The 15103-nt window shown below is 31.6% G+C and carries 15 protein-coding genes; 9 read left to right on the top strand and 6 right to left on the bottom strand.

What is annotated here, in order from left to right:
• Positions 1-17 precede the first annotated feature (17 nt).
• The 8 genes from DK442_RS20855 to DK442_RS20820 are packed head-to-tail and all read left to right on the top strand — an operon-like array spanning position 18 to position 8494.
• Positions 18-953: a hypothetical protein gene (locus DK442_RS20855; protein ID WP_160114276.1), complete on the top strand. Its 936-nt coding sequence runs from the start codon at positions 18-20 to the stop codon at positions 951-953.
• A 2-nt stretch (positions 954-955) separates the two neighbouring features.
• On the top strand, positions 956-1888 hold the full coding sequence (locus DK442_RS20850; RefSeq protein WP_109437813.1) for a hypothetical protein: 933 nt from the start codon (positions 956-958) through the stop codon (positions 1886-1888).
• Entirely contained in the window at positions 1888-2247 is a 360-nt protein-coding gene (locus DK442_RS20845; protein ID WP_109437812.1) for a hypothetical protein, read from the top strand. The genes DK442_RS20850 and DK442_RS20845 overlap by 1 nt, the downstream gene beginning before the upstream one ends.
• Positions 2248-2258: 11 nt before the next feature.
• Entirely contained in the window at positions 2259-2486 is a 228-nt protein-coding gene (locus DK442_RS20840; protein ID WP_109437811.1) for a hypothetical protein, read from the top strand.
• Between the two features lie 4 nt (positions 2487-2490).
• Positions 2491-7326, top strand: a complete 4836-nt coding sequence (locus tag DK442_RS20835; RefSeq protein ID WP_109437810.1) for a hypothetical protein — start codon at positions 2491-2493, stop codon at positions 7324-7326.
• A 47-nt stretch (positions 7327-7373) separates the two neighbouring features.
• Positions 7374-7715, top strand: a complete 342-nt coding sequence (locus DK442_RS20830; RefSeq protein ID WP_160114275.1) for a hypothetical protein — start codon at positions 7374-7376, stop codon at positions 7713-7715.
• Positions 7716-7717: 2 nt separating this feature from the next.
• Complete coding sequence (locus tag DK442_RS20825; RefSeq protein ID WP_109437808.1) at positions 7718-8086, top strand: hypothetical protein; 369 nt, start codon at positions 7718-7720, stop codon at positions 8084-8086.
• 3 nt (positions 8087-8089) lie between these two features.
• Entirely contained in the window at positions 8090-8494 is a 405-nt protein-coding gene (locus DK442_RS20820) for a M15 family metallopeptidase (RefSeq protein ID WP_109437807.1), read from the top strand.
• Here the strand turns inward: DK442_RS20820 and DK442_RS20815 are convergent, their stop codons facing one another.
• The 6 genes from DK442_RS20815 to DK442_RS20790 all read right to left on the bottom strand — a co-directional run bounded on the left by DK442_RS20815 (position 8495) and on the right by DK442_RS20790 (position 13437).
• Positions 8495-9685 (bottom strand): site-specific integrase, encoded by a 1191-nt coding sequence (locus tag DK442_RS20815; RefSeq protein WP_109437806.1) that lies wholly within the window; start codon positions 9683-9685, stop codon positions 8495-8497.
• 120 nt (positions 9686-9805) lie between these two features.
• Positions 9806-10525 carry a YebC/PmpR family DNA-binding transcriptional regulator gene (locus tag DK442_RS20810; protein WP_109437805.1) on the bottom strand — a complete coding sequence of 240 codons (720 nt, stop codon included), beginning with the start codon at positions 10523-10525 and terminating at the stop codon, positions 9806-9808.
• 131 nt (positions 10526-10656) lie between these two features.
• Positions 10657-10944 (bottom strand): 4a-hydroxytetrahydrobiopterin dehydratase, encoded by a 288-nt coding sequence (locus tag DK442_RS20805; RefSeq protein ID WP_109437804.1) that lies wholly within the window; start codon positions 10942-10944, stop codon positions 10657-10659.
• A 24-nt stretch (positions 10945-10968) separates the two neighbouring features.
• A complete protein-coding gene (locus DK442_RS20800; RefSeq protein ID WP_109437803.1) occupies positions 10969-11901 on the bottom strand; it encodes a septum formation inhibitor Maf in 933 nt (310 codons plus the stop codon).
• 42 nt (positions 11902-11943) lie between these two features.
• Positions 11944-12531, bottom strand: a complete 588-nt coding sequence (locus DK442_RS20795) for a Maf family nucleotide pyrophosphatase (protein WP_109437802.1) — start codon at positions 12529-12531, stop codon at positions 11944-11946.
• Positions 12532-12534: 3 nt separating this feature from the next.
• Positions 12535-13437 (bottom strand): geranylgeranylglycerol-phosphate geranylgeranyltransferase, encoded by a 903-nt coding sequence (locus tag DK442_RS20790; RefSeq protein WP_109437801.1) that lies wholly within the window; start codon positions 13435-13437, stop codon positions 12535-12537.
• Between the two features lie 268 nt (positions 13438-13705).
• On the opposite strand from DK442_RS20790, the gene DK442_RS20785 reads away from it, so the two are divergent.
• Positions 13706-15103, top strand: a complete 1398-nt coding sequence (locus DK442_RS20785; RefSeq protein ID WP_109437800.1) for a sensor histidine kinase KdpD — start codon at positions 13706-13708, stop codon at positions 15101-15103.

Raw genomic sequence — 15103 nt, 5'->3', positions numbered from 1 at the left:
AAATAAAAATAGTATTTTTGAATATGGGATCTTTAGAACAAGAAGTAGCACAGATAAAGAGACAACTACAAAGCTCTCAAACACTTGATGAAGTGCCAGTTAAACCCGTTTTACAGAATGTTGACAAGATCGGTATCTATGACAAATCGAGCAATCAAGTTGCTACTATATTGTTCTCGGAATTTGTTAATCAGGTTGCTTCAGGTAATATTATTTTTGAGGAGGAATTAAATTCAGGAACTCCAACAGGTAACATTTTAATCAAACAAAGTGGACTTACTGTATTGACAATTGGTAAGGCCGGACAAACTAATGAATATAGTGATTTAAACGGTAAGCCAGATTTATCAGGTTTTATTACAAGCGATGATTTAATTACCGATCAAAACAATCAGATTAAGATTATTGATTTAAGAAATCTAGATTATTCATCTGGTACACAGACAAAAATAGAAGTTGTTATTCAGGAGTTCAATGCATTAACTACACTAGAGAAAACAATTAACGAACGTCAGATAGTATTTTTAAAAGCAACTATCACAGATACTTTAATAGGAGGCAAGACTGAAAATTTATTTTCCATTAATAGAGGAAAAGGCGCACAGGATTTAGTTGTCTCGGATATTGGAATATTTCAAGAAAAAATAATTGTTGACTTGGTAACTGATCAAGTCACCTTGTTAGACAAAAAATATCAGGGAAATCAGGTCTATGCTACACTTATAACACCACCTACACCAGTTGGTGAAAATATAACATTTACTCATAATCTTGGAATAGATAAATATTTAAGAGTTGAAGCATTTACAGAAATTGTAGGTGGGAATATCGGTTCACATGCTGATTTACCATCATTAGCAACAAATGTAATACCAACGGATAATGATTTAGTAATCACCGGATGGGAATTTGAAACAAATTCTTTGTTATATATAGAATTTACAAAAGTATAAAAATGAAAAAGACAATTTTATTAATAACTCTCATATTTACAACTTTGGTTTTTGCTCAAAAACCTAAAGCAGATGTGATACGATTTGATCCGCAAACAAGTGCGCCTTTAAATCCTCAAAGAGGATGGGTGTATTATAGTTCTTTGGATGATGGTATCTATAAATATGATGGCACATCTTGGATTCAAATAGGGAGTGGATCTTCTGGAAGTAGTTTAATTATAACTGATGGTACCAATACTATAAATGACGTAACTAATATTAATTTTACTGGAGCAACAGTATCAGGAACTACACCAAATGGTGTAATAACTATTTCTGGTGGAGGAGGAGGATCTTCCACTGGACTTGAAAGACTAACAGAGGTAGGAAATTCGGGATTTAGAATAATTGGGAGAGATCCGTTAAATTATGGTGATATAGGTGCAGAGGCTTTAGATTTTTCTATAAGTAATTCCCCTTCAAACACAAAAGGAGCAACGGGAGTTGGCTCAGTAGCATTTGGTACTAGTGATTCACCAGGTCTATTGTCTTTTGCAGCAAATGGAGATAATAATTCCAGTGGAGATTATTCTGCTTCTTTTAATTCCGATACAGATTCAGGAGGATATGCTAGTTTTTCAGCCGGTGAAGTAACTTCTTCGCCTTCATATGTTGAGTTTTCTATTGGTTCTTATTCTATTCCGTACACTCCTGCTTCAACAACATCTGTATCAGGTACTGATAGGTTGTTTAATGCAGGGAATGGAACTTCTTCTGTTGCAAGTAACGCTTTCACCATATTTAAAAATGGATCTATTGTTCTTTATCCAGTTTCTAAAGCATCGATTACTAATGCACAGGCCGGAATGATGATTTTTGATTCTGACGAATCCAATAAGTTAAAGTTTTATGACGGGACTAACTGGAGAGAAATAACCACAACAATTGATTAATGAGTTATAATAATCCCATAATTGTAATTGATAGAACAGAGATTCAGCCTGTAGAAATGACAAATGGTCAAAAATATATGTTTGATCTAAAGTCAGATACTTGCCCATATAATGATTATGCTTGTTTAGTATTATCATATTCCAAAAGTATAAAATCACACATTTCAACATTTACTATAGGTGAGGATACAGGTATAACTAAAAAATCAGATGGTACACTTTATTTTGAAATAGATCCTACCCAATTTCGAAGAAATGTTGAAGTTGTTTATGCCGAATTTTTCGGTTTTGGTTCAGGATATAGACATATAGAGTTCATATTATCATTAAATAAAAGCGCATGGAGCGCGAAACCTTAAAAACATAAATTATGGCTTTAACAGTATATCATGAGGGGATGTGTTCTAAATCAGTAGTAAAAGAAACCGAAAATGGGATTAGATATGAAAAAATAGAGGCTAACACCGGTAACGGTTTAGAAATAGGTGATATAGGAGTAGGAGGTCAATTAGATGATGGTAGTTATTTAGTTAATGGAGTTTTTACTGGTGGTTCTGATACATCACCAGATAGTTGGAATATAATTTTTGGAAGTTAAAGAAATGAAAAAAGTATTAATTGTAATTGGAATGCTTTTTTGTGTATTGGGGAATTCACAAAAAGTAGGAATAAACACTTTAGGAACACAAAACGACAGTATTGTTCAATGGGGAGCAGATAAAAAACTAAGATATGTTCCATTATCTACATTAGCAGGTTGGATAAATGATGCTATTACCGGAAGTGCCACAGATAATCAACAATTATCTTTATTAGGGAATGTATTATCCTTAGAAAATGGCGGTTCGGTTGATTTAACACCAATATTAGGAGGGAGTGATCAAACGATTCAGACATTTTCATTTAACTCAACAACTAATTTATTATCTCTTCAGCTGTCCGGTGATACATTAATGACTGTGGATCTTTCTACATTATCTGGAGGATCTGGAGGAACGGATAATCAACAACTTACAAGAGTAGGGAATACTATAACTTTAGAAGATGGAGGAAGTATTGATATTTCTGATAAACAGGATAATCTTGTTAGTGGTACTAATATAAAAACCATTAATAATCAAAGTATTCTTGGTTCAGGGAATATAAATATTTCCGGTGGAGGAGGAGCAAGCACCAATCCTAATATTTTTATACCAACCCTTGCTAGTGACTTTACAAGCCCAGATCCTGCAAATGCAAATAAGATATGGGAGATACAAAGTGATATAGATATTGCTTTATCTTCGATTACTATGCCTGCAAACGTAATAATATCTCTACAAGGAGGTAATGTGCAGAATGTAGGCACATTAGTTGGGAATAATACTTCGTTTCAGTTTGCTAGTGAAAATTCAGTCTTTGATTTGTTTGATGCAACCTTATCTGGAACATTTACAGTTAGTGAAATTTATGCATCTAATTTCGGTGCTGATGATACTGACTCTAATACTATAAACAATTTCAACGTAGGAAAGCAAATGCTTTTCATGGTGAATCAGAATTCAGGTACTTTAATTTGGAATAAAGTTACAGATGGTGTTTATCATAGAGATCAGTATATCGATGATTATAGTAGTCCATTTTTTACTAATGGACCTGGTAATGATTTTTTATGGCTTGTAGGAAATGGATATAATCATGTTACCGTAACTTCTGAAAATGCCATTTTAAAATTTAACCCCAGTAGTCTAAGAAGATCTGCAATGTTTACTTTTTATAACACTAAAGGATCTGTTATAGAAAATATGCATTTAAGAGGGGATAGATTTGAGCACTTTTATGACAAAACTATTGAACTTACTAGTGCTGCTACTTCTGTCGGAAATGTAAGATTACGAATTATAGAACATCCTCAGTTTAAGGATGATGTTACTCAAAAAGAAATTAATGAATTAATACCGTTAACGCTTAGTAATATTAGTACTAATGTTACAGAGATTATCAACTATGTAAATACTGATCCTGATTTTTCCGATTGGTCAGCTACTAACCCTACTGGTAATGAAATAGAATTAAGAGGGCCACCAGGGCAATATGCGACTGTAATTTTTACAGACGAAACTTCTGGTGCAGGAGTAACAGTAGATATTATAGATCTGTATGAGTGGGGGCATGGTATAGTTTATGGTTCCAGAGCAGATGATTGTATAGTTAGAAATAACATTATAGAACAGTTTCATGGAGATGGTATTGCCAGAAGAGATCAAACTAATGGTAATTTTGATATAGATGATGCAGATTTAACTGCTGGATTTATAGATGAAACAGGAGCCATATCTGCAAGTACTGTATACCAGTATATGACAGTTACAAGAGATATGCCGACTCCTCATCAATGGTTTACATTTTTCCCAGGAGCTTCTACGAGTGTTTATTTAACACATTTTAGGTATTGGATGATATTTTATGATGAAAATGACGTATTTATCGAAAAATCTTCTACACTCACTCCTTATACGGTATATGAGTATCCTGAGAAATACAAAAAGTATAGAATATTAGTAGATGATAACGGAACTAATATTACAGACTTTAGATGGTTTGTTACATCTCCAAGTTATCCTTTTAGAGCTATAATTGAAAATAATGTATTAAGAGAGAATAGAAGACATGGTATTACTAATCCTGCCATAGGCGCTAAGATATTATATAATAATTTTTATAAGAATAGCGGAGTAAAACCTGAAGGAGATATTAATATAGAAGACTACGGAAAAAAGTCCAATGACTATATTATAAAAGGAAATAGATTTACACAATCAAATTCTTTTAATCTAAGTATTAAAGGCCCCGATGGTGTAATTATAGATAATAATTGGTTTTATGGAGGTGTAGAAGATCTTAATGGAGATTATGACTCTAAGACAGTTGCTATCCTTACTTCTTTCTGTAGGAAAGCTAAGATCATAAATAACTTTTTTACAAATAAATCTAGTAATGTCGATTTGTCCACAGATTTTAGAGGAAATACATTAACTAATAGTCAGATTGATGTTAGGTCTGGTGGTGCTGTGGTAACGGATAATATATTCATAAATTCAAGGGTGAGAAGCGGTGCACCAGGTGGAGTAGTTAGTGAAGGACTTCTAAAAGAACATTCCTATGTAAACAACAATACTTTTTATATAAATGAAGGATGGGGAAATGCTTCTTTTATAGATGAAGATAATACTATTAGATGGGATAATAATAGATTTGTTTTTAATCACAAAGCTACTCAACACGCTCCATTAAACGAAGAATCGCTAAGATTATTAGAATGGAAAAATTCATCTGAGAATTATTTAAGATCACAGAGAACAATTCCTGTAGGAAGACCATATACAGGAGATTATAAAAATGTAACTGTAGAAGGAGGGGTTGTACAAGCTTCTGAAAGACATTTAGTAGGGTGGTCACAATATGCATCTGATTCCAAAAACATTAATCTAAGTAATAGTTTAAAAATAGAGGGAGGATCAGAAAAATCTTTTACTATTGAAGGAGGTAAAATTAATGGTTGGTTATGGTTAGTATTAGAACAATTTGGTACAGAGGGTGTAGGAGATTTTGAAACAATTACAATAAAAGATTTAGTTATTGATGTTCCTATCAATATTGATGCTAATGATGGATACTTAAACAATTCTCAATTTGGAGGAACCCAATTACAAAATCTATTCAGAATAGCCCAAGATAAAAATGTAAATCTAGTGTTTAAGAATGTAACCTTTACAACGTTAGACACTAGTAGTGGGTTATTTATGTATTTAGGACATAGAGGCACAACTGTATTTGATAATTGTACTTTTAGTAGTCCTACTGTCCAAACTATAGATTTTACTACAGGAGGTGCAGCTAAAACAATTGGTATACATAGAGGTCCTAATACTGGAAATATTACTAATATAAATCCTTCTACAAACAATATATCTTTTATATATAGAGGAAGTGATACAGGATTAATTAGCTATTCTGGAAGTGTTGGAAGTGTTCAAAATCTTGATCAGACATTAGATCAAGGAAATATTACAGACGCTAACATGATAATGGAGAGTGCGAATGAACAAGAATTTGTGATGAAACGTACAGGTACATTTGGAGATCAGATAAATCCTGAATTTAAAATGGGGCGTATTGTTTTAGGAGGTATTCCAGAGGCTAAATTAAGATTTTTAGCAAAAGATGATAATAAATATCTTACAGATACACCATTTTTTGAGATGGAAGGTAGTGGAACAGTGGCTTCTCTTAGACAGGTGGTAGGTAGTAATTACGAAGCATTTGTTGGAACACAAGTAAATCCTACTTTTAGACTTTCAACAACCGATTTAGATCCTGGGGCTGGAGTTATACAAAGTAGTAGATTAGAATTAGGAAGTGGAGAAGGAAATGCGACTGATGTATTTTTAGAGCGTCAAGGAGCAAATCAGCTTGGTATAGTTTTAGGAGGAAGTTCTAAAAGAATATTTTATTCAGATAGTGAATTTAAACCTACCGGTATTGTAGATGCTTGGGAAAATACTCCTACCACACCATCTACCCCAGGAGCGAATGTAATTAAAGTTTATAATAAAAATGGCGTCCTCACTCAACTTGATGATACAGGAGTCGAAACCTCATTAACAGGAGGAGGATCAACAGCAATAGCCTCAAATGTTTCTTATACTGGAACAACTGGATTAACTTCTGTTAATGTAGGTGATGCATTGGATGAAGTAAAAACACAAATTGATGCCACTTCTTTTAATGGCGGTACCATTACTCAGAATCTAGTTTTAGATGATGCAGTAGGAAGTCCACCACAAATAAGACTTGATAATTTAGTAGGAGGAGAACAAGTAAGAACGAGTTTATTTACAATTAATGAGGCTTTTACTTTACAAATTGCCAATTTAGGTGCGACTAGCCCATTTACTACAGGCTTAGTTTTTAGCAGTACTGCGATTCGGCCAACAAGTAATAATGCTTTTAATTTAGGTACATCTTCAACTCGTTTCTCAAATGGTTTTTTTACAGGCAAGGTAACTGCTTCAGAATTCGAAATCGACGGTGGGGTTTCAACTGAATTTTTAAAAGCAGATGGTTCTCTGGATAACACAACATATCTTTCATTAAAAACAATAACCAATTACTCAGCAAGTCAAAACTTTTTTAGCAGTGATATAAATAATGCTAGAAATTATACTGGGGCAGCAAATAACACATGGTTATTGTCAAACACTACTAATACCGCAGCAAACATAGGAGATTCTATAGATCTATATTCTTCTTCAGTTGCGGGGAATGTAACAATAAATCCAGACACAGGAATTACAATACTTGATTCCGGTAATGGTTTGGTATTAGGGCCAACAAGAAGAAGTGGGAAAATAACAAAGGTCGCTACCGATACCTGGATCGTGACCTTATATGATTAAAATCTTTATATGTAATTAGAAAAATGTCTGATTCAAGGAATATAACTATGAACCTAAATAATATACTCAACTCTCTTTTAGTTGCTGCTATCATAGGAACTATAGGTTTTCAAATGAGTACCAATAAGAATGTAGCGGTAATTCAAACAGAAATTACTATGGTGAATAAAACTTTACAAGATTTAAAAGATGCTAAAAAAGAAGCAGTTACAGCAGATCAATTAGAAAATCTTATTAAGCCTATAGCTGACCAGGTAAAAAAAAATAGCACTCTTCTTGAAAAGAGATCTGACTTTATTGAGGAAACCGCAAAAGAACAAATAAGGATTAATGTCCAAATGGAGAATTTTGAAAAAAGGTTGTACAAGATAGAATTTAAAAGTAAATAATTATGGAAGTGATAAAAGGATTATTGGTTTGTTTTTTGATGATGACAATCATTAAGTTTATTCATTTTAAGTATTTAAGAAAGAATAAATCAAATGAAAAATTTGACATCTTAATTTGGATTCAAGATAATTGGATGGATTACTTCATTTACATTGGAATTTCCTTTTTAGTTTATGTGTATAATACAGATGCTATAAATACAATTAATTACGTTTTGCAAAAAATAGGTACTGACTGGCGTATTCCAGATATTGAAAACAGGTCTTTTTATTTTGTTTTGGGGCCTATTGTGTTGAGCTTTATTGCTTATAAATTTCTTAGAAATAAAGTGTCTAAGCCAGTTCAGAATAAGATAACGCCACTTAGCTAGTTTATGAATCTGATAGAACAACAGCAGTTATTTACATTTGATGTTTCTTTATTAATTCAATATGCGCATGGATTAGGGGTGAAACTGACATCAGGTGAAGCCTATAGAACAAGGTCGCAAGTTCTATTAAACTACTTTGGATATAAGGTTGTGAATAATAAAGGGAAATTATCTTTAGTTAAAAGAAAAAGAACTTCCTGGACTCTTAAAAGCAAACATCCGGAAAGAATGGCAATCGATTTTAATTTTTTCATAAATGGAAAACTTACATATGATGATCCATTAATTGTGAATATTGGAGAATACTGGGAATCCTTAAGTACACAAAACGAATGGGGTGGTAATTGGATTGATCAGAAAACAGGTAAAAGAAAAGATACCCCGCACTTTCAAAGAAATTGGTTTTAACTATTTGTTATTAAACATTTGATTGATAGCTTCAGCTTGATTTTTTTGATAGAAGTCTTTAAGATACGTTTGTGTTGTAGCTAACCTAGAGTGGCCAAGTAATTTAGATATGGTTAAAAGGTCAATTTCATTTTTGACTGCATAATCAGCAAAAGAGTGTTTTGCCGAATGAAAAGTAAGTTGTTTCAATTTATTGTTTTTGCAAAGAATTTTAAAACTACGATTCACTGCATTATTCCCGATATAAATTTTATGTTCTATTTTTTCCATTTCATTGGTTTTGACACCTTTTAAAATTGGGAAAATATAATCTTTGTTAAGACCTTTATATTTTTCTAATATAGCCCTCACTTTATCTGTAATTGGTATTGTGCGTTTTGATCCAGTTCTTTTTTTTGATTTATTCATTACATATACAATCTCATTTTTGTTTACATTATCCCATTTCAAACGACAAACATCTCCAAATCTCATACCTGCATTATAAAAAGCAAATAAAAACATATCTCTTGCTCTGATTTGCCCTTTATGTCTTGGTTCTATGTTTATAGATTCTAGTTTTAATATGTCCTCATAAGTAAATGTTTCTTTTTCGGAATTTTCAGTTTTTATAGAGTAGTTGTCAAAAGGATTATCATTAATGTATCCTTGCTTAATTGCATCCTTTATTATTGATTTTAGATATTTCATGTTTGCTGCAATTGTATTAACTCGGTTACCGCGATCAAACATAAATTTCTCGAATGATAATAAGTACTCAAGGGTTAAGTCTTTGAAAGTTGTATTGGGGTTGTATTTTTCGAGTTTTACCAGATATTTAGAGCATATATTTGCACTACTAATTTTCCCTTGTCTTTTTATTGTTTCTATTCTAGTCTTATAGAATTCAATAAATGATTGTTTTCCTGTTGATTGTCGATTCTTCCATAAATTTACTAAACTCTTTGAACCTAAATTTTTATGATCGGTAGAGAATGATAGGAATTCGTTTTTAAACTCTTTTAATTGTGAATTTAATTTATCTTCAATAGGGTGTTTACGGATAATAGATTTTTTAGCATCCCACTGATTTTTGTGAATTGCTATTCCAGTTGGTAGATATTGAGGGATTCTATCAATTGTAATTCGCATTCTTATAGCGAATGTACCATCCCTTTTTTGATAGTCATTAAGTATATAGTCTAATGTCATTATTTGTAAACTTTAGTAAACTATTTGTAAACAAATATAACAAAATCAAGCATAAACTAATATTTACAAATATTTTGTTTATCTTTGAATTAGCTTAAAAACCTAGAAAACTATTGATTTTTATGAGGTGAGCTCCTCCATAGTATGATATACATTTTGTACATCGTCATCTTCTTCAATTTTTTCAAGAAGTTTTTCTACATCTGCAGCCTGTTCTGGCGTGATTTTCTTAGTTACCTGTGGGATACGTTCAAATCCAGAGGATAAAATTTCAATTTCTCGACTTTCTAATTCTTTTTGAATAGCACCAAAGCTGCCAAAAGGAGCGTAGATTAGTATTCCATCATCATCCTGAAACACTTCTTCGGCACCAAAATCAATAAATTCTAATTCTAGTTCTTCTGGATCAATACCTTCTCCATTGATTCTAAAATTACAGGTATGATCAAACATAAACTCAACAGACCCCGATGTACCAAGATTCCCTTCACATTTATTAAAATATGACCTTATGTTGGCAACTGTCCTATTGTTATTATCTGTAGCTGTTTCAACTAAAATAGCGATCCCGTGCGGAGCATATCCTTCAAAAAGCACTTCTTTATAATCTCCTTGGTCTTTATCAGAAGCTTTTTTAATTGCTCTTTCGATATTGTCCTTGGGCATATTTACAGACTTGGCATTCTGAATTACTGCTCTAAGTCTGGAGTTAGAAGCTGGATCTGGACCACCTTCTTTTACAGCCATTACAATATCTTTACCAATTCGAGTAAACGCTTTTGCCATTGCTGACCAACGTTTCATCTTACGTGCTTTTCTGAATTCAAAAGCTCTTCCCATATGCTAGTTTTAAAATCTAATTACAAACATAAGTAGAAACCAAGTTTTTGACAAATGTTTGTTTGATATGAGTTTAAAATTAATACTATTTTTTTACTAAAAAGGTTACATTGTTATACAGAAGTTGAGATTTATTCAGCTTCTATTATATTATCAATAGTTTTTGCGAGTTTGAAATCATTTTCAGTAATCCCTCCGGCATCATGTGTAGATAAACTTATTTGTAGTTTATTATAAACATTTGACCAGTCAGGATGATGTTGTTGTGCTTCAGCTTCAAAAGCAATACGGGTCATTACCGAAAATGCGTCTTTAAAATCATTAAATTCAAATGTAGTATGGATGGCGTTATCATGATATTCCCATCCATCAATTTCGTTTAATCTTTCTTTTATTTCAGATTCTGATAATTTTATCATTATAGGTAGTGATTAAGTTTTGTATTATAGACCTAGTTCTTCTCTTAAAACTTCGTCTTTATTGCTGTTTTTGCCCCAGTAGGGTGATTTTATACTTTTAATTCTGCTTGCTTTTGTAGTAAGTTCTTTTGCATTAGCCCCAAACCCACTTTTAAAAGTTTCTGTCCAGCTTTCAATATCATAAGGGAAAGATGCATTAAAAACAATACTAATGCTTCTATTAAGTTCTGGATATTCGATTGTATAGGTATTGGTAGCTCCACTCTTACTTAAGGAGACTTTGGCGCTATATGCTTTAATTTCTTTGTGTTTTAGTCTTGTGAATTCAAAAGAAGGGATAATTTGAATATCTCCCTGAGGTAAACCTTCTGGATTAATTCTAATTTTGGCCCAAAGTTCGTTTTCTAAAATGGCTTTATCTAATTTGTATTCCTGATCAGCTTCATTCTGAAAATAAGAATGAGACATAATTTCAAATTGTTTTCTATTATTCAATTGTGCATATACATGACCGCACCATTCTTGCATCGAACTGGAGATTTTTATAGCATGTTTGTCATCTGATACTGGAAAAAATGTACTTTGCATAATGGAGTATGGGTAGATACCAGTGTTAAATTTCTTAGTAGCATTAAGCTTTAATACCGGTATATTACTAGTACTTTGATTGTCAGCTTTTACTTGTTCTTTGGGTAAGAAATCTTCTGTAACATAAATAAGTACAGCAGTACCTTTTCTCATTTCCCCATAGCGTGCTTGTTCTAATTGATATGAAGTTATTTCTGCCTCTCCGGCATACCAGTATTTTTTAAATTCTTCTGATAATTGTTTAACAGGTTTTGTGTTTTCTAAGGTAGTATCGTCTACAACTTTAGAAATTGTATCTGTTTTAATATTACTACAAGCTATGATGACTAATACGCCCAGGATTGAGAATATGAATATCGACTTTTTCATGACGGTGTATTTTACTTTTTTGAATAACAAAGTACAACAAACTTAGGATTTGGCAAGTGTAGTTAACATTTCATACACAAGATGAGTAGGAAGTCCCATAACATTAAAATAACTACCTTCTATTTTGGATATTCCTATGAGCCCTATCCATTCTTGTATACCATACGCGCCGGCTTTGTCTAAGGGGCGATGTTTATTTACATAATATTCAATTTCTTCTGTAGTAAGCTTTTTAAAAGTAACTTTAGTTGTATTGTGCATTACTTTTGTTTGATGAACAGTTTTAAAGCATACAGAAGTTATAACGTCATGAGTATCGTCAGAAAGTGAAGTGATTATTGTAATTGCTTCCTTAAGATTTTTTGGTTTCCCCAGTGCTTTATTATTATGCCAAACAATAGTATCACTTGTAATAAGGATATCATTAGGTTTTAGATCTGTAAAAGCATTTGCTTTGAGTTCTGCTAAGTAATCAGAAATTTCTTCAGCCTTAAGATGATCAGGATATATTTCTTCAATTTCTTTTAATTGAATGGTGAAATTAAAATCCAAATCTTTGAAAAATTTTTGTCTTCTGGGAGATCCGGAGGCAAGAATTACATTTTTATTTTTTAAAATATCTTTTAGCATGATTTATTTTAAAACAAATTGATAAACTAATAGAGTGAAGGCTGCTGTGATCAAAACAATTTTTAAAATCAGTAGTAATTGTTTCAATTGTTTATCAGATTCTGCACTAAAACTCTTAATCATGAAATATAACAATGGAGCAATAATTGTAATGAGTACAAAAATTACAGCTTTGCTATTAGAAAAGAGATAGGTGTATATGTAATAAACAACCGCAATAATCGGAAGTAGGGTTAATAAGCCAACTAGTTTTGTAGTTCTGTTTTTTCCTAAAACTATTGGAAGTGTTTTAATTCCTATTTTATGATCTCTATCGATATGTAAAGAATCTTTGATAATTTCTCTTAGCAATATAAGTATAAAAGCAAATATTGAATAATCTAGGATGATTGAAAAAATTACAGTTTGGGATTCTCTGTTTTTCTCTGTTATAGCAGGAAGAAGGTCAAAAATACCAACAGCTATTAAACTTAATGCAGCCAATAAAGCAGGAATTATATTTTTTAGCACAAAAATCTCTTTTAGATAAGAAGCATAAATATAAAATATACCCGAAATTATAATAAATAATGCAGCAAATCCAGATCTTCCAATAAGGTTTGATAAATAGAAGCCGATAAGAACTCCGATAACATTAAAAATGATAAATAATCTATTGGCAGATTTTTCTGATATTGATCCGTACAATAGGTTTTTTACTTTTGAATCCTCTTGATCATATATTTCTATAATAATGTTACCTGCTGCCGCTATACTAATGGTGGCAATAACAAGTAAAGCAATCCCGAACCCATTTAAAGTAATCGCAATATTAAAAGGTTCAAAAAGCCCATATTTTATGCATAATTGAGCAAGTGCAATGATGAGTAGATTGTTAAATTTTATCAGCTTTAGATAGGATAGCATAGAAATGATTGGTTAATTAGTCCGCAAATGTAATAATTATACGATATGATTTTCTAATTTTTATACTATTAACATAGGAGCTTTAAGAGCTAGTATTATGGGGATAATAGTTTTTGTTAACGTTAATGGAGGGTTAATGAGCTCCAATTACATGGCTACAGGTAGGCTTTGTCTTAATTTTGATAACATCAATCAAAAAAAAAGCAGAACAATCGTAATACATTTTTATTGAGTTTAATTTAAAAATATCTGGGTTTAAGAAGATATCATGGTAAAACAAAAAATAAACATATTAATTGTAACATCTATTCTGGCATTATTGGCTCTTTCTGGAATCCAGGGATATTTGATTTTTAATACCTATCAGTTAAAAAAGGATGTCTTTATAAAAGAAACTAAGAAATCAGTTTCGAGTTTTGATAATACCAAGGAGATGGATTCTATTTCTGAGCTATGGTATAACGAATTAACAAAAAACTTAACCGAGTATAAAAAGAATAACTTACTTAAAAATGAAACGATAAAACATTTTAAGCCTTTTACGGATTCTTTAAATGATCTTTTTAAAGAATATTATAATCAGGAAATGAAGAAGGTTAATTTGAGTTATGAATTAAAGTATAAGAAGACTATAAAAAGTATAGTAATTCACGATGATAATGTATTGGATACTATCTTTTCTGCAGAAGATGGGGATAATTATTTTCTATTTGGAGAAGATTTTCCTGACGAAGAAGGTACCGTTATTAGTAAAGCAAGATGGTTTACAGAACATGATTATGAAGATGACAGTAAAGAAGAGGTTTTACCAACCAAATTAGATGTCGAAATTCGAACAGAAGATACTATAAACATTATTGGATGGAAAAGAATAGTATTAGGGCAGATGTCAAGTTTATTTTTAATCTCTATATTATTGTTTTTGTTTGTGGTAGCATTACTTTTTTATTCTATAAAAACAGTTATCCAGCAAAAGAAAATCGCAGATGTACGTAATGACTTTATTAATAATATTACACACGAACTTAAAACACCATTAGCCACTCTTGGGATCGCTTCTAAAAGTTTAAGAAATAAAGAAACTCAAAATTCTCCGCAAATATTTGCTAATGCTTTGGATATTCTTGATCGTCAAAATACCAGATTGCAGAAATTAATTGATCAGGTTATGACTAATACCCTGGGATCAGAAGATATTATTTTGAAAAAAGAGAATTTTTTAGATAACAAATATTTTAATGAAATCCTGGAAGATTTTAAATTATCAGTCGGTAATAAAGAAGTAGAAATCAACGCCAAAATCGAATATAGGGATGTGTTTCTAAATATAGATAGGTTTTTATTTACAACAGCTGTATTTAATATTTTGGAGAATGCGGTTAAATATGGAAAAGAAAAAGTGAAAATTACAATGCGCACAGAGCTTAAGAATAACTCTTATGAGATTTCAATCCAGGATAATGGTATTGGAATTCCCGAAAAAGAATATACCAAAGTTTTTGAGAAGTTTTATAGGGTTGCTACAGGTAATGTTCATGATGTGAAAGGATTAGGTTTAGGTCTATTCTATACAAATCAGATCATTAAAGCACATCAGGGTAAAATTGATATCGAAAGTAAAACCGATGAAGGAACCAAGTTTATAATAACCATACCAACAATCTAA

This window comes from Aquimarina sp. AU119, from assembly GCF_900312735.1.
GTDB classification, from domain to species: Bacteria; Bacteroidota; Bacteroidia; order Flavobacteriales; family Flavobacteriaceae; genus Aquimarina; species Aquimarina algiphila.
Note: the sequence above shows the minus strand (reverse complement) of the source record. Positions and strands in the feature narration are given on the sequence as shown.